Raw genomic sequence first — 17,780 nt, 5'->3', positions numbered from 1 at the left:
GGACAACCTCGATGAGCGAGTTGGAACCCAAGCGGGATTTCCGCCACGGGCTTCGCGGACCGGATATTCGGTCGACCGGAGCGTGGTCATGATGGCGCGCGCCCAGGCCCATACGCCGTGCGATCCGCATGCGATCGCAGCCGTTGCCACATTCCAGAGTTTTGCCAATTGCTACATCCGGGAAATCGATGCCGGATGCGCCGCCTGCATGGCACTCGATGGCTGCGAGCGGCGCTGCCTCGACTGGTATCTGTCGGGGCCGAGGCTGCATCTGCGGGCAGTGCTCACCAGCGAAAGCCAGGTGGGGCCCAAGGCTTTCGGGGCACTTTTCAGCCGGCATTCCGGCGAACGGGGCTGGCGGGAGATCGATCCGCTCTGGGCGGTGCAATGCCTGGTGCAGGATCTCGCCGAAAAGACCAAGCATGAGAGCCGACCAGGTGCGGGGCTGGAACTGATGCTGCGGACGCTGCAGAGCTGTGCGCGGATCGCTGACCTTGCCGCACAGTCGGCGGCACAACCTCTCGACAACCGGCCGCAGGGTTTCCTCGAAAGCGAGCAATCGCTCACCTTCGGGCACTGGATGCATCCCACGCCGAAGAGCCTCACCGGCATGAGCGACTGGCAGTCGGCGGTCTACGCTCCCGAGGGTGGCGGGCGTTTTGCGCTCACCTATTTCGCCGCACCGCGCGATAGGGTGCGGGCCTGCTCGGTCGCGGGTGATCTCAATGCGATCGTGGGCGCAATGGCGGGCGATCTGCTCCATGAGGGCGCGCTCGGCGACGACGAGATGGTCTTGCCAATGCATCCGCTCCAGGCCGAAGCGCTAATGCTTCAGCCACGCATCCAGGCGCTGATCGAGGCAGGTCTCTTGCGTCCCCTTGGCAGTGGCGGGGTCCCGTTCACCGCGACATCTTCGGTGCGCACCGTCGCCTCCGACGACTGCGACTGGATGCTGAAATTCTCGCTGCCGGTGAAGATCACCAATTCGCTCCGGCTCAACCGGGCCCATGAGCTGGAGGCCGGCGTCGTCATGGCGCGGCTGGTCGACCTGCTCGACATCAAGACCCGGCTGCCGAAGCTCGGCTTCCTCCGGGATCCCGCCTATCTCACGCTCGATCTGCCGGGATCGAGCGAAAGCGGCTTCGAGGTGATCCTGCGGGAGAACCCCTATCGCGGCGACAGGGGCGAAGGCGTGGTCAGCATCGCGGCGCTGACGGCACCGGCCCTTCCCGGTCGACGCCAGAGGCTTGCGGCACTCATCGAGCGGCTGGCGGGAGAGGCGGGACTGGCGAGGACCGAGGCCGCACATCAGTGGTTCGATCGCTATCTTGACTGCGCGGTCACCGCGCTTGTCCGGCTCTATGACGAGACGGGCATCGCGCTCGAAGCCCATCAGCAGAACATGCTGGTCGATGTCTCCCAGGGGTGGCCATCGAAGGTCGTTTACCGCGACAGCCAGGGCTTCTATCTCTCCGAGCGGCATCGCCCGACGCTGACAAAGGCTCTCCCGGAATTGGCCGAGGTCGCCGACCTCTTTTATCCCGACGCGGAGATCCGCCGGCGCTTCGGCTACTACCTTGTCGTCAACCAGGTCTTTGCTGTGATCCACCGGATGGCCGCCGAGGGGCTTGCCGACGAAGCCTGCCTGCTCACCCGGTTGCGCGGCCATCTGGCGGCGCTGAGCAGGACATTGCGCGGCAGCGGGCTCGATTTCGTCCGGCATCTTCTCGACGAAAGGACGATCACCACCAAGGCCAATCTCGGCGTGCGCATCGCCGGCATCGACGAGCTCGAAGGTGGGGCGGGAGCCTCGCTCTATCGCGAAATGCCGAACCCGCTGCATCCCGCCAACCTCAAGACCGCGAGGCTTACCGATGCCCTTGCCTCTTGATCTTCCCGGCCAGCCGGAGGAGCGCGTACTCCGGCAACTCGTTTCGGCCCTGCTTTTCGAAGGCGTGGCAGAGGTCGACGATCCCGGTTCGAACGACGGCACGACGCGGCTTGTCATCGGCAGCGGCGAGGCCCGGGCGCGGCTGCATCAGGGGCCGTTTGGACGGACGCGCATGGCGCCAGGCTCGCTGCAGCTGCGCTGCCCGCAAACGCGCGCCTGGACGGCCGGCGCGCTCGATCAATTGGTCGATCTTGTCCCGGCACCGGAGACGGCCCGGCTGACGCTGCTCAAGGAATTGCAAAGCACGATCGTCTTTCTGGCGCAGGACAGCGCCCTGCCGCAACCCGGTGACCGCCGGTCGCTGCCCTTCGACCGGCTGGATTGCGCGCTGTCCGAGGCGCATCCCTATCATCCCTGCTTCAAGTCACGCACCGGCTTCACGCTGGAGGATAACGCCCTTTTCGGCCCGGAGGCCGCCCGGCCCTTCCGGCTGCATTGGCTGGCGGTCGCACGCGCGCATGTGCGCGAGGCCCTGCCGACTGCCGTGGAAACCTTCTGGCGGAAGGAGTTGGGCGAGGCACATGCGGCCCGGCTGTTCTCGCGGATGAAGTGTAGGGGCGTTTCGCTCGACAGCCATGCGCTTGTCCCCTTGCATCCCTGGCAGTGGCGGCATCTGAAGGACGGGCTGCTGGCCGACTGGATCGCCGACGGACGGGTGGCCTCGCTTGGCGAAAACGGCGATCCCTATCGGGCGACACAATCGATCCGGACGCTCATCAACCATGCTGATCCTACCCGCGCGCATGTGAAGCTGCCGCTCGACATCGTCAACACCTCCTCGATGCGCGTGCTGGAGCCGCATTCGATCGTCACGGCACCGCATCTCAGCCGCTGGCTTGCCGGGCTCGTTGCGGGCGACGAAAGTTTCCGCAGCCGCTATCCGCTTGATATCCTGCAGGAATATGCCGGAATCCGCGTCGATGCTGATGGCGCGCTCGACGGCAAGCTCGGGCTGATGCTGCGCGAGAGCCCAACACTCCTGCCCGGTGAGCAGGCGGTGCCGTTCAACGCGCTGATGATGCTGGAGACGGACGGCAAGCCGTTCATCGCGCCCTTCATCGCGCGGCATGGTCTCCTGCCCTGGCTGCACCGGATGCTGGAGGTGGCAGTCCTGCCGGTCTGGCATCTGATGGTGCATCACGGCGTGGCGCTTGAGGCGCATGGGCAGAACATGATCCTCGTGCTGCGCCATGGCTGGCCGGAACGGCTGATCCTGCGCGATTTCCACGAGAGCGTTGAATTCTGCCCGGCACTGCTGAGGCGCCCGCAAGACCTTCCGGATTTCGCGGCCATCGACCCCGTTTACGACGGGGCGCCGTCAGATGCCTATTACTGGACCGACCATGCCAATGAGCTGCGCGAACTGGTGATGGACTGCCTGTTCATCTACTGCCTGACGGAGGTCTCGCTGTTGATCGAGACGGCCTATGGCCTTTCCGAGCAGGCCTTCTGGGACCTGGTAGGCGAACTGCTCGACAGTTACGGCGAGCAATATCCCGACAAGGGGCGACTTGCGCTCTTTGCCCATGACAGCACGGAAATTTCGACGGAATCGCTGCTGTCGCGCAAGCTTTTCCGCGACCGCAGCCTCTATCGCCACCGGGTGCCCAATCCGCTTGGGCTCAAAGAAAGGAGCGACCAGCCATGATCCTGATCGACGGGACCTTCCATAGCCAGACCGAGATCGACGCCAAGGGCGAAGCCTTCCTTGCCGCAACCGGGATCGCGGACCCGCGCCTCAGCGTCGCCGTCTGCCTAAGCGAGACGGTAGACTGGCTGTCGGCCTTCTTCGCCATCAAGCGGCTCGGGGCAAGCATCCTGCCGCTTCTGCCCGGCACGCCGCTGGCCACCGCCCGCAAGCTTGCCAAGGAGGCAGGCTGCCACCGGCTCTATCACGGCGGCACGACCGCCGAATGGCTGGGCGAGCCCGACGACGACAGCCCGCGCGGGCGGCTGTTGCAGATGAGCTCCGGCACCACGGGGGCTGCAAAATGCGTGGCGCGCGGATGGGACGATATCGAGCGGGAGCTGGAAGACTATGTCGGCTTCTTCCGCGAGCCTCAGGACATGACGCCCGTCATCGCCTGCCCGACCACCCATTCCTACGGGCTAATCTGCGGGCTTCTGGTCGGCTTGAAGCGCGGACGCGTGCCGCATGTGGTGAACACCGCCAATCCCAAGCATCTGATCAAGGTTTTGCACGAAACCGAGCGGCCGATCCTCTATTCCTCGCCGGCCATGCTGCACACGCTGGCGCGCTTGTTGCCGGCCGGCGAACAGGTGCATGCGATCATGACCTCGGGCACGCTGTTGCCGGAGAGCTGGTTTTCCACCATCCGCGCCAAGGCCGAGCGCTTCTACCAGCAATATGGCTGCTCGGAAGCCGGCTGCGTGGCGATCAACAGCGACCTCACCCATCCCGCCGACATGGGCCGCATTCTGCCGCGTTTCTCGCTGGCTGACAGCGGCATGGCGGATGCGCCGGTCGAGATCGTGCTGGATGGGATCACCAGGATCGAGACCAGGGATCTCGGTTATGTCAGCGCCGACGGCATGCTGGTCTTCATCTCGCGGCTCGATGACACGGTGAATGTCTCGGGCCTCAACGTCTATCCCCGCGATGTCGAAGACCAGGCGATTGCCGTTGACGATGTCACCGATGCGGTTGCCTTCCGCGTGCCCGACAGTTTTGCCGGCGAGCGGGTGGCGCTGGTCTATTCGGCGAACCGGATGATGGCGTCATCCGAGCTGCGCGAGCGACTGATCACCGTTTTACAGCCGCATCAGGTGCCGATGCATCTCGTGCAAGTGGCCGAGGTGCCGCGCCAAGCGAATGGCAAGATCAGCCGCCGCGAGATCGCGAGGCGCTTTTTGGACGGAGACTTCAACGATCAGAAGGAGTGCGCCTCGTGACCCGAAGCGACATCATCGACGCCATCGCCAAGGTGCTGGCCGGGCCCATGCAGCATCGGCATATGGAGGCGTTTTCGCCGGTGGCGCGGCTCAACCAGGATCTCTATCTCGATTCCGTGCTGATCCTGCAGATCTTCCTCAATCTCGAGCTCGAACACGGGCTGATGGTCGATGATGCCGTGATCAGCCGTAAGGACGTGGTTACGGTCGCCGATCTCGCCGATCTCTTCCTGCCTGAAGACGACGCGGCGCCCGCCGAGCCGGAGCCTGCCGCAGAGCCCATGCCGGAATTCGAAGGCGGGGTGCATGGCGAGGACTATTACGACATCAAGGTCCACTGCTTTGTCAGCTGCCTTTGCGATGGCTTGAAGCGGCGCGGCATCGACCACCGGCCCTTCTATTTCGGCATCTGGGATGCGCCCTTCGGCATCAGCCCGCGCCACGAGCTGCTCTATCACGACGCAACCGTCAGCCATGAGCCCTTCCGCCTCTGGTTCGAGCGGCTCTACCGCGCGCCCGTGACACCCTGGTACGACCATTCCCGCTCCAAGGACGAGAACATCGCGACCTTCCTCGATCTGCTGGAAAAGCGGCGGGAAACCGAGGGCGTGATGGTGATGCTCGACCTCTTCCACCTGCCGGAGCGGGAGAACAAGTTCAACCAGAACCCCTTCCCGCATTACCTGATGCCGGAAATGACCGACGACCCCGATGTCTGGTTCATCCGCGACCCCGACTATCGCTGGGAAGGGCCGATCGAACGCGCGAAGGTGCTGAACGCGATTGCCCAGCCTTCCGTCGCCGGCGGCTATCATTTCGATCGCGCCGACTTCCAGCCGGCTGCCGATGCCGATGTCGCGGCCTATCTGAATACCTGCCTGATCCGCGACCGCAACCCGCTGATCGACGCGCTCCGATCGATCCTCGCCGCCCATGTCGAAGGGCGCGACGGGCTGACGCTCTCGGATCTGACATCGGGGCTTCGCGAACTGCCTGTGCTCGCCATCCGCAAATATGCCTATGAGCATGGCTTTGCCTTCATCTGGCGGGCGGCAAAGCTTGCCAACAGCGAGTTCGAGCACTGGTGCACCGAGATCGAGGCGCTGCATCAGGAGCTGAAGAACATCCATTTCGCCGCGATGAAGCTCGCCCAGACCGGCGACCGGCGGCTGATCGAGGACGTGACGCGCCGGCTCGACCGCGCAGACCGCTTCGAGACCTCCATCAAGACCCGGCTGGGCGCTGCCTTCGACGCCTGGAGTGCCGGTTTTCAAGACACAACGGCTCCGCGCCTGAAGGCGCTGGGCTGATCAATGACCATCTGACATCTGGGAGAAACGACCATGACCATCCGACCCTTTACCCGCCGCGCGTTGCTTGCCGCCGGCCTCACGCTTGCCGCCCTGCCGGCGCTAGCGCTCGATGTCGCGACCTATGCCGGCAAGGTTACCGTCGAGGGCACGCCGTCGAAGGTGGCCGTCTTCGACATTGCCGCCCTGGACACGCTGCTGGCCATCGGCGTGATGCCGGCGGGCATTCCGGAAAACCTCTATCTCGCCGAACTCTCGGACCTGAAGGGCAAGGCCGAGGTTGTCGGCGACATCTTTGAGCCCAATCTCGAAGCCCTGAGCGCGCTTGCGCCTGACCTGATCATTGTCGGCGGCCGCTCCTCCGGCAAGGAAAAGGAAACGGTGAAGGTCGCGCCCTCGCTCGACATGACCATGGACGGCGTCGATGTGGTCGACCAGGCGCGAGAGCGGGCCACGACCTATGGCGCGATCTTCGGCAGGCAGGCAGAGGCCGAGAAGGCCGTTGCCGATTTCGACGCAGCGCTTGCCCGCGCCAAGGCCGCCGTTCAGGGCAAGGGCAAGGGCCTGATCCTGATGACCAACGGGCCGAAGATCACCGCTTACGGGATCGATTCTCGCTTCGGCTGGGTCCACAAGGCGCTCGACCTGCCGCCGGCTGTCGAAGACGTCGAGGCCGCCACCCATGGCGAGCCGGTCTCCTTCGAGTTCATCGCCAAGGCCAATCCCGACTGGCTGCTGGTGCTCGACCGGGCCGCCGCCATCGGCGCCAATGACCAGAATGCCAAGGCAACACTCGACAATGCGCTGGTCGCCGAGACCAAGGCCTGGAAGAGCGGTCAGGTGATCTATCTGCCATCGGCGGACTTCTACATCGCAGCCGGCGGATTGAAGGCCACCGAACGGGTGCTGGCCACGATCGAGGCCGGTTTCTCCGCCAGCCAGTGATGTCTGCCATCGCTGATACACCACATCGCCGCGTGATGATTGGCGCCGGGCTCTGCCTGGCGCTTCTCGTCGTGTTGAGCCTTGCGATCGGCGTGCAGGAGCTGTCGCTCTCCGGCACTGACAGTGCGATGCCCTTTGCCGATCTCATGGCCATCAGCCGGCTGCCGCGCACGCTCGCTGCCGTGCTCTGCGGTGCGGGGCTGGCCGTTGCCGGCCAGATCATGCAGACGCTCACGCGCAACCGTTTCGTCGAGCCCTCGACGGCGGGCACCGCCCAGAGTGCAGCGCTCGGCATCCTGATCGTGACGCTGTTCCTGCCCGCCGCCGGCCTTGGCGTGAAGGCGCTGGTCGCCAGCGGCTGTGCGCTTGCCGGCACCGCACTGTTCCTCGCCACCGCCCATCGCCTGCCGCCGGAACAGCCGCATCTCGTACCGCTTTTCAGCCTCGTCTATGGCGGCGTAGTCGGGGCTGCCGTCACCTATGTCGCCTGGCAGACCGATCTCCTGCAATACCTCGACATCTGGACCAATGGTGAATTCTCCGGCGTGCTGAAGGGCCGCTATGAGCTGCTGTTTGTCGCCGTGGTCATCGTCGCGGCGGCGATCCTGATTGCCGACCGGCTGACGATCATGGCGCTTGGCGAGGACCAGGCGACCAGCCTCGGCATCGATTATCGCCGCATGACCCAGATCGGCTTAGTGCTTGTCTCGGTCATGTCGGCGCTCTCGGTCGTCGTGGTCGGGCTGATCCCCTTTGTCGGCCTCGTCGTGCCCAATCTCGTGTCGCGTATCTCGGGCGACAATCTGCGCGGCACGCTGCCGCTCGTGGCGCTGGGCGGGGCAATCCTCGTTCTCGCCTCCGACATCGCCGGTCGCCTCATGCGCTTTCCTTACGAGATCCCCGTCGGCACCGTGATGGGCGTCATCGGGCCTGCCGTCTTCCTCTGGTTCATCCTCAGGGAGCGCCGCGATGCGTGACCGGATCGTCATCGGCCTCCTCCTCTGTCTTGCACTCTTCGCCATCACCGCCTTCATGACGGTCAACCTGCGCGGCAATATCGCCTTTGCGCTGGAGCTGCGCGGCATCCGGCTTGCGGCGCTGGTGACCGTTGCTGTTGCCATCGCGCTCTCGACCGTCACCTTCCAGACGATCACCGGCAACCGCATCCTCACCCCATCAATCATGGGTCTCGATGCGCTCTACCAGTTCGGTCAGGCGGCCCTCGTCTTTGCGCTGGGCGGGCTGGGTTATGTCTCGCTCTCGCCGCATTTGAAATTCGGCATGGAGGCATCCGCCCTGATGCTGCTCGCCATGCTCATCCTCTGGCCGGCGCTGAAGAGCCGGATGGACCTGACACTGATGCTGCTCGCCGGCGTCGTCATCGGCGGGCTTTTCCGCAGCCTGACCAATCTCCTGGCACGGCTGATCGACCCGCAGGAATTCGCCGTGGCGCAGCGGGCGATGTATGCGAATCTCTCCGCGCCGAACACCGACCTGCTCGCCATCGCAGCGCTCGTCACGATCCTGGCTGGCGGCTTCCTCTTCTCGCGCCGCCATCTGCTCGATATCGCCGCACTCGGACGCGACACGGCCATCGGCCTCGGTCTCGACTGGAACCGGGTGGTGCTGGTGCAGCTCATCACCGTGTCACTGCTGGTCGCCGTCTCCACAGCACTCGTCGGCCCCGTCACCTTTTTCGGCCTGTTGATCACAGCGCTTGCCGAACGGCTCACATCCTCGCGCAGGCACGCTTCCGTCTTCGTGGTTGCCATGCTTCTCGGCGTCATCGTGCTGGTCGGCGGGCAGACGCTGTTGCAGCACGGGCTTGGCCAGGCCGGCACGCTCTCTGTCGTCGTCGATTTCCTCGGCGGCCTTGTCTTTATCCTGCTTCTGTTTGCGAGGCGCACACGATGATCGAAATCCAATCCGTCAGCCTCACTCGCGAGGGCCAGCGCGTGCTCGACGGCATCGACCTCGTTCTGCCCAAGGGTGGCCTCACCGCCCTGGTCGGCCCGAACGGGGCGGGCAAATCCACCCTGCTCTCGCTTGCCGCCCGGCTGTTGCCGCTGCAGCAGGGATCCGTCACCATCGACGGGCTTCCGGTCGGCTCGACACCCGGCAAGGTGCTCGCCAAGAAGCTCGCGATTCTGAGGCAGGATTCTGGCCCGCCGCCCCGCGTCAGCGTGCGCGAAATGGTCGGTTTCGGCCGTTTTCCGCATAGCGGCGGGCGGATGACGGCGGAGGACAAGGCGATGGTCGAGGAGGCGCTTGCCCGTTTCGAGCTCGAAGGCCTTGCCAACCGCTCGCTCGACCGGCTCTCCGGCGGTCAGCGGCAGCGGGTGATGGTGGCGATGACCTATGCGCAAGGGACGGACTATATCCTGCTCGACGAGCCCTTGAACAATCTCGACATGTATCACGCCCGCCAGCTGATGCTGGAGCTGCGCCGGCTCACCGACGAGACCGGCCGCACCATCGTCATCGTGCTGCACGACATCAACCATGCGTCTGCCAGCGCCGACCGGATCATCGCGATGAAAAACGGCCGGATCGCAGCCGATGGGACGCCTGACGCGATCATGCGCTCGGAAGTGCTGGAAGCCATCTACGGCTTTGCCGTACCGGTGATGGAGACCGGCGGCATGCGGCTGGCGCTGCAATATGCGCAGCGGTGAATTGCTGGCCCCGGCAGTCATGGCATGGGGATGGTGGTCCCCGCTGCTTGTGAACTTCCGCTATAGTTGATACTGGCGTTCATCTTTTGATCAATGAGTGTCGCCAGCCGCGCCCGCTGTTCGTGGCTGCGACGCCCGCCCCATGGAATTTCACATGCGCCTCTTGCTGATCGCCGTTTTAACGCTGCTCTGCCTATCGTCGCCATCGGCAGCGGCCCAACCCGGCTGGGATCCGCGCATCGCTACAGGCCAGCTGGACAATGGGCTGCGCTATTTCCTCTATGACAGCGGCAAGGACACCGATCCCTTCAACATCCGCCTGATCGTGCATGCCGGCTCGGTCGACGAGCCGGTGCCGAGCGGCATTGCACATATCCTCGAACATATGGTGTTCCAGACGAATGCAGCACGCGGACGCTCCATGCATGAGGAGATCGAGGCGCTGGGCTGGCGGACCGGGGTTCAGATCAATGCAGTGACGCGGGAGGCGGAGACGCAGTTCATGCTGCGCACGCGCCCGGACGACGCCCTCGATCTTGCGGGTTCACTGCAGTTCATGGCCGATCTGGTGATGAAGCCGGCGCTTGAGGCAGAGGACTGGGAGAAGGAACGCTTCGTCATCCTGGAAGAACTGCGCCAGACGGTCAGCGTTGCCGATAGGGTCAGCCGGCTGAAGAAGGCCGCCCTGCGCACCGGATCGCGCTATGTCGATCGCCCGACAATCGGCACCCATGCCGGCATATCGCGCACCTCGATCGAGGAGATCCGCAGCTTCTACCAGAGCTTCTATCGCGCCTCGAACATGACGCTGATCGTCTCGGGCCGCGTCGACAAGGAGACCGCACGGCAGGCTCTGGAACAGGCTTTCGCCTCGTCACCCAGGCTTGCCGCACCGGAGCGAGACTACCGTATCCTGCCGCTGAAGCAGGATCTCAGCATCCACCGGGTGCAGGATGAGCAGGGATCAAGCTCGCAGGCCACCTATGCATTCCGGTTGCCGATGCCGAACCGGCTGACGCAGACCGGTCAGCTGGCCTATCTGCAGCAGTATTTTCTGACGAGGCTGATCCTCGACGCGGTGCAGGAGCAAGCGCCGTATCACGCAGCCGTCACCGAAAACCTTGGCTTTGCCGCACAGGAAACGACCGAGGAACGGCTGATTCTTGCCTTCAACGCGCGCACGGGGAACCATGCCGCCGCGACCTCCGTGCTTCTGGAAACCGTCGAGCGTCTCAAACGCGAGGGGCTGTCGCGCGATGGCTTCGAGGCGCTGATGAAACGCGCCCGGACGGTCAACGACAACAACCGGGAAGCGGCCGAGAGCCGCACCTATGCCGAATGGGAGGACCGCATCGCCTCGGCAGTTCTCACCGGCTCGGTTGTCGATGATCCCGCAACCCGCACGGCGCGCACCATCGCTCTCCTTGACCGTATCACCTTCGAGGGGCTGAATGCCCGTCTGCGGGAGATGCTGGATGCCAAAGACCGGGTGCTGTTCTACCAGGCGCCGGGCGGCGTTGCGGTGATGCTGCCGAGCGTGGCCTCGGTGGAGGCGGAACGGGCGCGCTGGGCAGCCATGGCGGAGCTTCCGCCGCGAAAGCTGTCGAAGCCCGAACCGGAGATCGAGGCAAAGGCGCCCGCCTGGCCCGGCGACCGCAAGGTCGACAGGTCAGGGCGCATCACAGCCGAAAGCCGCGCCACCGATCCCGATGTCATCGAGTGGCGATTGTCGAACGGCGACACGGTCGTGTGGCTGGTGCGCGACACGCCTGACGGAAAGGTCTACCTCTCCGGGCAGTCGCATCCCGGTTTCCAAAACACACGTTTCGGCAGTCCTGCCTCGCAGGCGGCGCTGCAACTCTTCACCCAGAGCGGCTTTGCCTTCTGGAGCCAGACGGAAAACGATCTCTGGGCGGCGGAGCAGTCGCCGCACTGGAGCATCGCACTCAAAGCAGAGCATCTCGACGCCGGCATCGCCGCCGATCCCGCCGCACTCCCGGGGCAGCTCGAAACCTATGCTGCCATGATCGCCTTCGGCGGCGTGCGGACAGAGGCGGTCGATGCCCTGCGGGCGCAGATGGCCGGCGAGCGTCCGGATCCGGTGGCCGCACGGCGTTCGGAATTGCTCTATGGCACGCCCGAGGTCGCCGACGACCTGCAGGCGCTGACACGGTTGACGCCGGACGAACTGAGCCGGATCGCGCGTACCCATTTCGAGCAGCCGGTCACCTGGTATGCGGTCGGCCCCCAGCCCGGACCTGACATCCGCGACAGCTTTGCTGCGGTGATCGGCGCCGTGCCGCGGTCGGCATCTCTGACGGCGGATGTGGCACTGCAGCGGCCCGGGCGGCATGAAGCCAGGGTCGAGGTGTTCTCCGATGACCGGGCGCGAGTGGAGATCTCCCTGCATGCCGGGCTCGACTGGACGCCGGAGGCGAGCTTCGTCATCTCGACGCTGACGCCAATCGCGCAACAGAGCCTGAAGAAGACACTGCGCAACGAACTCGGCGGCATCTACAGCCTCGAATTCGAGCTGGAGGTGGACCCCGAGCAGGATCGCGTTCTCGGCACGCTCGCCTTCTACTGCGCGCCGGACCGGACGGAGGAGCTGACACAGGCGGCACTTGCCGTGCTCGACCGCATGCCCGAGATCGCCCGGCAGGCGGATGTCGCAAAGATCCGGGCCGACATCGCCTTTGCCGAAGGCAGCCGGCTTACCGATCCCAACACTTGGCTGCGCCGGCTGGCACTCAGCTACCGCCGCTATGGCGACGCCGGCTATCTCCGGCGCATGCTGGGCCTGGGCGACAGGATCACGACGCAACGGCTGGAGGCGCATGCGCGCCACATCTTCCAGACAGACAATCTGGCCATCCTGACGAAGATGCCGCTCGCCACCGCAGTCGACGTGCAATAGGCCCTTCGGCGGGACGGGCCGGCGGTCAGATTTCGTAGATCGGGATCTGCACCGTGATTCTGGCACCACCCTGCGGCGCCATCCCGAACTGCAGGGTTCCGCCATGCGCCTGAATGAGGCTCTTGGCGATGGCGAGGCCAAGCCCGGCTCCGCCCGTATCGCGGCTGCGTGAACCTTCGCCGCGCACGAACGGCTCGGTAAACAGAGTGGCCTGCTCCGGAGAGATCCCTGGCCCGTCGTCCTCGACGCAAAGCACCGCATAGGTCTGGTCGATGGCGACCGAGACGCGCGCCCTGTGTCCGTATTTGACCGCGTTGTCTATCAGGTTGCCGATCACCCGTCGCATCGAGAGCGGGTCTGCCAGGACCAGCGGCTGGCGCGCGCCGGTTTGATCCGTGAAGCTGACGGAGAGGCCGATCAGCCGTCGGTCATTGCTTTCTTCACGGGCGAGAACGGAGAGATCGACGAGCTCCTGCGGCAGATCTCCCGCTCCGACCTGCGCTGCGAGCAGCGCATCATCGAGCATTCTGATCATGTCGGAGATGTCACTGACCGCTCTCTCCCGCTTTGCCTCATCCGCAATTGCATCGACGCGAAGCCGCAAGCGCGTGGCGAAGGTGCGGACATCATGCGAAATCCCGGCGATCATCGTCATCCGGGACCGCAACAGCTGAGACAGCCTTTGCTGCAACTGATCGAAGGCGACGACCAGCGCCTTGATCTCTGCGCTTTGCCGTCGGGTATCGGGAAGCGCAATCGTTCCGCCATTCAGGTCGATGCGGTCGACGGCACGCGCCAATTCGCCCAGAGGCTTGATCTCGCGGTAGAGCGCCAGCAGCGCCATGAGTGCCGCAAGCGTTCCCGTCAGGCCGGCGGTCAGGCCGATCGGCAGGCCAAATGCAGTGACGAGCACCGGCGACGTGTTCCTGACAACAAGTGTTTCGCCCGTTCGCATGCCGATCCGAAATTCCAGCATTGTCTTGTCGCGCCAGGCGATACGCGGCATGTCGCCGCTCGATGCCGGCACTTTATAGATGGCGGCTACGAGCGACCGGCCTCCACCAAGGGCATCCCGATATCGGTCTATCAGTTGCTCATCGACAGCTCTCAACGCCTCGCCTGCCTGTGGCTGGTCTGTGGGCGAGACGACCGAAAGGGACAGGACTGGTGCATTGAGGGCGGACAATAGCGTCGCGCGCTGCTCGGGACGGGCAAGTTCCACCGCCTCGACAATGGCGGCCAGGCGTTCGGGCGAAGGGCGAAAGCTCTCCTCCTCCCAGTTCTTACCAAGATAGGCGCCCATGACCATCAGCAGCCACAGGATCAGCAGCAGAACGAGGATGATTGCGATCAGGCGCCGGGCGGGCGTAACCGAGGCCATCAGGGCAACTGCTGCACGATGCCGGTGAACAGATAGCCCCCGTTTCGCACCGTGTTGATGAGGTTGGAGCCAGGGCTGGCCGTTTCGAACTTGCGTCGCAGCCGCGAGATCAGCACGTCAACGGTGCGATCAAACGGATCGGCGGAGCGACCGTGAATCCAGTCGAGGATCTGGTCGCGTGTCAAAACCCGCCGGGGACGGTTGAGAAAACAGGCCAGAAGATCGAATTCCGCATTGGTCAGGATCAGCTGGACGCCGTTCGCATCCACCAGCTGGCGCGCATCGAGATCGGCGATGAAGTTGCCGAAGGCCAGTCGTCGAGGCGGATCGATGATGGCAGGGCTTCGCATATTGGCGCGGCGCAGAAGCGCGCGCACGCGCGCGATCAGTTCGCGGGGGCTGAACGGTTTGACGAGGTAGTCGTCGGCCCCCATTTCAAGTCCGACGACGCGATCGATTTCATTGCCCTTCGCCGTCAGCATCAGGATGGGAACGGTGTCGCCCGCCCGCAATCTGCGGCAGATCGAAAAACCGTCTTCGCCGGGCAGCATGACATCCAGAATGATGAGGTCGGCGCGGGATCTGGCCAGCATGTCATCCATCTGGCGGCCATTTCCCGCTTCGGCGACGGCAAAGCCTTCGGCACCGAGAAGCTCCGCCAGAAGTGTGCGGATCTCGCTATCGTCTTCAACAATCAGGATCGATGACCGGGGCATGTCCATGCCTGTTATTTTTGTGGGCGCGATCGGCAAATGCAAGCATCTTCTCAATTTTTACAATCGCTTGCATGCCGTTTACAAATTGAAACAAAACGACACATGCCGTTCGAACGCGGTTCACGTCAGGCGCTTACATCTGCCGCAGCGATCCGGGTAACCGGTCGCACATCTGGAACCATGCGGAGATGCTCGATGGTCAATATTCTCAGATTGGCGGCGCTGGCGGTGCCGATGTTCGCGTTGACGGCTCTGCAGGCCGGGGCCTGGACGCGTGATGCTCAAGTTTATGGGAGAGGCGGTCAGGCCTCGATCCATGCCACCGGCACCTGCGCCGGCCATAGCTGCTCGCGCCAGATCACGCGGACAGGGCCATATGGCCGAAGCGTGACACGGCAGGGCAGTGCGTCATGCGCGTACGGGATTTGCACCGGTTCGACGACAACGACCGGCCCGAATGGCGGCTTCATCACGCGCGATGTCACGGCCACGCGCTGATCATCGGCAGGCGTTTGGAATTTTATCCTTGGATTTCATCAGGAGATTTATGATGCAGCACTTTAAACAGCCGGTCCTCGGCTTTCTGGCGGGGCTGGCAGCGATGGTCCTGGCAATTCTGCCAGGCGAGGCTTCGGCAGCGATGTCGGCCATTTCGAAGACCAGCGTCAACATGCGGGCGGGGCCGAGCACCGGATATCCGGTTGTCGTCGGCCTGCCACCGCACGCATCGCTGACCGTCTATGGCTGCACCGCAAACACCACCTGGTGTGACGTTTCCTGGGGCCGTGAGCGGGGCTGGGTCTCGGCGGGCTACATTCAGGTCTTCTACCAGGGCGCACCTGTCGTCGTGACCCCGGCCATTGCCCCGACGGTGGGCATCACGGTCGTGACGTTCAGCCAGTCCTACTGGAACACCTACTATGTCTCCCGTCCCTGGTACGGCCAGTGGAATGTCTATGCGGCACCTCGCCCCTATCCACCGCGTCCCGGCGTTGCCGTCGGGGGCTGCAACGATAGCGGTTGCGGCGCAGCTGTCATCCGCCCGGGCCGCGCCGCCGCAGTTCATTGCTCCGAGGGAACCTGCAGCGGAGCCTCGGTCAATCGCGGTCCCTATGGCCGCACCTGGGTGCGACAGGGTTCCATTTCCCGGGACTGACAAGGGATTATCGCACATTCCCTTGCCAAAGAGGGGCAGATCCGCCGATCTTGCCCCTTGCATCATGCTGCAGGCAGGCTAATACATGACCCGCATTGTCCGGATTTGAACAAGACCGGACTGCCGCCTTTTGCCTGCAGGTCCGCCACCCGATGAACATCGACGTACAAAAACTGGACGACGTGTTCCTGCGGATGCGGCAATCGCTCTATCGGGCGATCCTGCGCATCGTGCGCGATGCGGCCGAGGCCGAGGAGTTGACGCATGACGCCTATCTGCGGGCGCGGCGGGCGCTCGATCAGGCAACGCCCGGCAATCTCGAAGCCTTTCTCTGGCAGACGGCGCGCAATCTCGCACTCGACCACCTGCGCCGTCGCAAGGTGCGCTCGCTGCACGAAGAGCGCGATCTGGAGGCAGCCGATGCCGTGGTGGTCGCCGATCCGCAACCGAGCATCGAAGACCAGGCGATCCAGCGCGACATGGTCAAGGCCTTTAATCGGGCGCTGCTGACGCTGCCGCCGCGGGCCCGCTCGGCCTGGTGCCTCAGCCGGCTGGAGGGGCTTGCCTATCCGGAGATCGCGAAACGGCTCGGGGTCTCGCCCAATACCGTGTTCAACGACATGAAGATGGCCATGGCCGTGCTCCTGGAAATCCGGGAGAAGATGGACCGATGAGCTGCGTGTGGAGGAATAAAACTGCAATTTTTGGGAGGAGAACCGATTTGAAACGTCATCTATCATCATGCTCCATTTCAGCGGAAGGCCGTCATGCGCGCACTGACTGACGACGAGAATGAGCCACGTTTCCGGCATCCCGACCCCGTGACCGACCAGGCGCTCGAATGGGTGCTGAGGCTGCAGGCGAAGGAGGAGGACCGGGCCGCGCTCAATGCGTGGCTGGCCGAAGGGGCGGACCGGGGCGCGGCGCTGTCGCGGGTTCTTGCACTCTACGACTGTCCCGCTCTCACCGTTGCGACCGCACAGACGGCGGCTGCATCGGAGCCTTCCAATGCGTCCACGCACCGCACGCCCGCTGCCACCCGCCGTTTCGGGTTCGTGCCGCTCGCGCTTGCCGCTTCGCTGGCTGCCGCCATCATCGTGCCGCTGCTCGGCAGCGACTGGCTGCTCCGCTTGCGAGCAGATCATCGCACGGGCGCCGGCGAGATCACCACCATCGACCTGCCCGACGGCTCGCGGATGCAGATGAACAGCCAGACGGCGGTGATCCTGGACTTCGACAATGGCCGAAGGGCCGTGCAGCTTCTCGGGGGCGAGGCCTATTTCGAGGTGGCACATGACGCGACCCGGCCCTTCACCGTGACCGGCGGCTTCGGCACGGTGCGCGTGACCGGGACTGCCTTCGACGTGGCGCGTGGCGCGGATGCGGACGTGGTGCATCTGGACAGCGGGCGTGTGACGCTGACGCAGGACGGGACGACCTCGGCACCGGTCGCGATGACGCCGGGCCAGACAGCAAGCATCGATCGGGCACGGATCGCATTTCTGGCGCAGGACGATGGCGACAGCCGGCTTGCCTGGCGCGAGGGGTGGATCGAGCTTTCGGCCGTGCCGCTTCGCACGGCGCTGGACGAGATCGGTCGCCACACGGATCGCACCATCGTGACGCTGCCGGGGGCAGCCCTCGACACGCCCGTCAGCGGCAGTTTCCGCATCGCCGACGCGGACGCAGCCATCGACAGCGTGGCAACCGCAGCGGGGGCACGCATCGAGCGCTTGCCGGGTGGCATTTTATTCATTCGCTAACTTATCAAGTTTTTTTGTGAGACCGGCCGGGCTGACACGTCATCCCCATCAGA

At 64.4% G+C, this 17,780-nt stretch carries 15 protein-coding genes; 13 read left to right on the top strand and 2 right to left on the bottom strand.

The features are described from left to right. Positions 1–88 precede the first annotated feature (88 nt). From J2045_RS17490 to J2045_RS17450, 9 genes are all read left to right on the top strand, one after another. A complete protein-coding gene (locus tag J2045_RS17490; protein WP_307375082.1) occupies positions 89–1,891 on the top strand; it encodes an IucA/IucC family protein in 1,803 nt (600 codons plus the stop codon). Beyond that, positions 1,875–3,599: an IucA/IucC family protein gene (locus J2045_RS17485; RefSeq protein ID WP_307375080.1), complete on the top strand. Its 1,725-nt coding sequence runs from the start codon at positions 1,875–1,877 to the stop codon at positions 3,597–3,599. Before J2045_RS17490 ends, J2045_RS17485 begins: the two co-directional genes overlap by 17 nt. Then, complete coding sequence (locus J2045_RS17480; RefSeq protein WP_307375079.1) at positions 3,596–4,864, top strand: AMP-binding protein; 1,269 nt, start codon at positions 3,596–3,598, stop codon at positions 4,862–4,864. Before J2045_RS17485 ends, J2045_RS17480 begins: the two co-directional genes overlap by 4 nt. Continuing rightward, on the top strand, positions 4,861–6,174 hold the full coding sequence (locus J2045_RS17475) for a DUF6005 family protein (RefSeq protein ID WP_307375076.1): 1,314 nt from the start codon (positions 4,861–4,863) through the stop codon (positions 6,172–6,174). Before J2045_RS17480 ends, J2045_RS17475 begins: the two co-directional genes overlap by 4 nt. A gap of 33 nt (positions 6,175–6,207) precedes the next feature. After that, positions 6,208–7,119, top strand: coding sequence for a siderophore ABC transporter substrate-binding protein (locus J2045_RS17470; protein ID WP_307375074.1), 912 nt, complete (start codon positions 6,208–6,210; stop codon positions 7,117–7,119). Continuing rightward, positions 7,119–8,096, top strand: coding sequence for an ABC transporter permease (locus tag J2045_RS17465; RefSeq protein WP_307375072.1), 978 nt, complete (start codon positions 7,119–7,121; stop codon positions 8,094–8,096). Before J2045_RS17470 ends, J2045_RS17465 begins: the two co-directional genes overlap by 1 nt. Further along, on the top strand, positions 8,089–9,033 hold the full coding sequence (locus J2045_RS17460; RefSeq protein WP_307375070.1) for an iron chelate uptake ABC transporter family permease subunit: 945 nt from the start codon (positions 8,089–8,091) through the stop codon (positions 9,031–9,033). The genes J2045_RS17465 and J2045_RS17460 overlap by 8 nt, the downstream gene beginning before the upstream one ends. Continuing rightward, complete coding sequence (locus J2045_RS17455) at positions 9,030–9,794, top strand: iron ABC transporter ATP-binding protein (RefSeq protein ID WP_307375068.1); 765 nt, start codon at positions 9,030–9,032, stop codon at positions 9,792–9,794. Before J2045_RS17460 ends, J2045_RS17455 begins: the two co-directional genes overlap by 4 nt. Before the next feature lie 154 nt (positions 9,795–9,948). After that, on the top strand, positions 9,949–12,711 hold the full coding sequence (locus tag J2045_RS17450) for a M16 family metallopeptidase (RefSeq protein WP_307375066.1): 2,763 nt from the start codon (positions 9,949–9,951) through the stop codon (positions 12,709–12,711). A 25-nt stretch (positions 12,712–12,736) separates the two neighbouring features. Here the strand turns inward: J2045_RS17450 and J2045_RS17445 are convergent, their stop codons facing one another. Both J2045_RS17445 and J2045_RS17440 read right to left on the bottom strand, forming a co-directional pair. Beyond that, a complete protein-coding gene (locus tag J2045_RS17445; RefSeq protein ID WP_307375065.1) occupies positions 12,737–14,092 on the bottom strand; it encodes a sensor histidine kinase in 1,356 nt (451 codons plus the stop codon). After that, entirely contained in the window at positions 14,092–14,814 is a 723-nt protein-coding gene (locus J2045_RS17440; protein ID WP_307375062.1) for a response regulator, read from the bottom strand. Before J2045_RS17440 ends, J2045_RS17445 begins: the two co-directional genes overlap by 1 nt. Positions 14,815–15,003: 189 nt before the next feature. Here J2045_RS17440 and J2045_RS17435 point away from each other — a divergent pair, with 189 nt between their 5' ends. From J2045_RS17435 to J2045_RS17420, 4 genes are all read left to right on the top strand, one after another. Then, positions 15,004–15,306 (top strand): hypothetical protein, encoded by a 303-nt coding sequence (locus tag J2045_RS17435; protein WP_307375060.1) that lies wholly within the window; start codon positions 15,004–15,006, stop codon positions 15,304–15,306. A gap of 52 nt (positions 15,307–15,358) precedes the next feature. Then, positions 15,359–15,964, top strand: coding sequence for an SH3 domain-containing protein (locus J2045_RS17430; RefSeq protein ID WP_307375058.1), 606 nt, complete (start codon positions 15,359–15,361; stop codon positions 15,962–15,964). Positions 15,965–16,116: 152 nt separating this feature from the next. Continuing rightward, on the top strand, positions 16,117–16,638 hold the full coding sequence (locus J2045_RS17425) for an RNA polymerase sigma factor (RefSeq protein WP_307375056.1): 522 nt from the start codon (positions 16,117–16,119) through the stop codon (positions 16,636–16,638). A gap of 93 nt (positions 16,639–16,731) precedes the next feature. Beyond that, positions 16,732–17,727, top strand: a complete 996-nt coding sequence (locus J2045_RS17420; RefSeq protein WP_307375053.1) for a FecR family protein — start codon at positions 16,732–16,734, stop codon at positions 17,725–17,727. The last annotated feature ends 53 nt before the right edge of the window (positions 17,728–17,780 follow it).

This window comes from Peteryoungia aggregata LMG 23059, from assembly GCF_030814435.1.
Classification (GTDB): domain Bacteria; phylum Pseudomonadota; class Alphaproteobacteria; order Rhizobiales; family Rhizobiaceae; genus Allorhizobium; species Allorhizobium aggregatum.
Note: the sequence above shows the minus strand (reverse complement) of the source record. Positions and strands in the feature narration are given on the sequence as shown.

What these genes read in the sequence shown, in the direction of transcription:
- J2045_RS17490 (WP_307375082.1), top strand. Translation starts at nt 89, where the DNA reads ATGATGGCGCGCGCCCAGGCCCATACGCCGTGCGATCCGCATGCGATC.
- J2045_RS17485 (WP_307375080.1), top strand. Translation starts at nt 1,875, where the DNA reads ATGCCCTTGCCTCTTGATCTTCCCGGCCAGCCGGAGGAGCGCGTACTC.
- J2045_RS17480 (WP_307375079.1), top strand. Translation starts at nt 3,596, where the DNA reads ATGATCCTGATCGACGGGACCTTCCATAGCCAGACCGAGATCGACGCC.
- J2045_RS17470 (WP_307375074.1), top strand. Translation starts at nt 6,208, where the DNA reads ATGACCATCCGACCCTTTACCCGCCGCGCGTTGCTTGCCGCCGGCCTC.
- J2045_RS17465 (WP_307375072.1), top strand. Translation starts at nt 7,119, where the DNA reads ATGTCTGCCATCGCTGATACACCACATCGCCGCGTGATGATTGGCGCC.
- J2045_RS17460 (WP_307375070.1), top strand. Translation starts at nt 8,089, where the DNA reads ATGCGTGACCGGATCGTCATCGGCCTCCTCCTCTGTCTTGCACTCTTC.
- J2045_RS17455 (WP_307375068.1), top strand. Translation starts at nt 9,030, where the DNA reads ATGATCGAAATCCAATCCGTCAGCCTCACTCGCGAGGGCCAGCGCGTG.
- J2045_RS17450 (WP_307375066.1), top strand. Translation starts at nt 9,949, where the DNA reads ATGCGCCTCTTGCTGATCGCCGTTTTAACGCTGCTCTGCCTATCGTCG.
- J2045_RS17445 (WP_307375065.1), bottom strand. Translation starts at nt 14,092, where the DNA reads ATGGCCTCGGTTACGCCCGCCCGGCGCCTGATCGCAATCATCCTCGTT.
- J2045_RS17440 (WP_307375062.1), bottom strand. Translation starts at nt 14,814, where the DNA reads ATGGACATGCCCCGGTCATCGATCCTGATTGTTGAAGACGATAGCGAG.
- J2045_RS17435 (WP_307375060.1), top strand. Translation starts at nt 15,004, where the DNA reads ATGGTCAATATTCTCAGATTGGCGGCGCTGGCGGTGCCGATGTTCGCG.
- J2045_RS17430 (WP_307375058.1), top strand. Translation starts at nt 15,359, where the DNA reads ATGCAGCACTTTAAACAGCCGGTCCTCGGCTTTCTGGCGGGGCTGGCA.
- J2045_RS17425 (WP_307375056.1), top strand. Translation starts at nt 16,117, where the DNA reads ATGAACATCGACGTACAAAAACTGGACGACGTGTTCCTGCGGATGCGG.
- J2045_RS17420 (WP_307375053.1), top strand. Translation starts at nt 16,732, where the DNA reads ATGCGCGCACTGACTGACGACGAGAATGAGCCACGTTTCCGGCATCCC.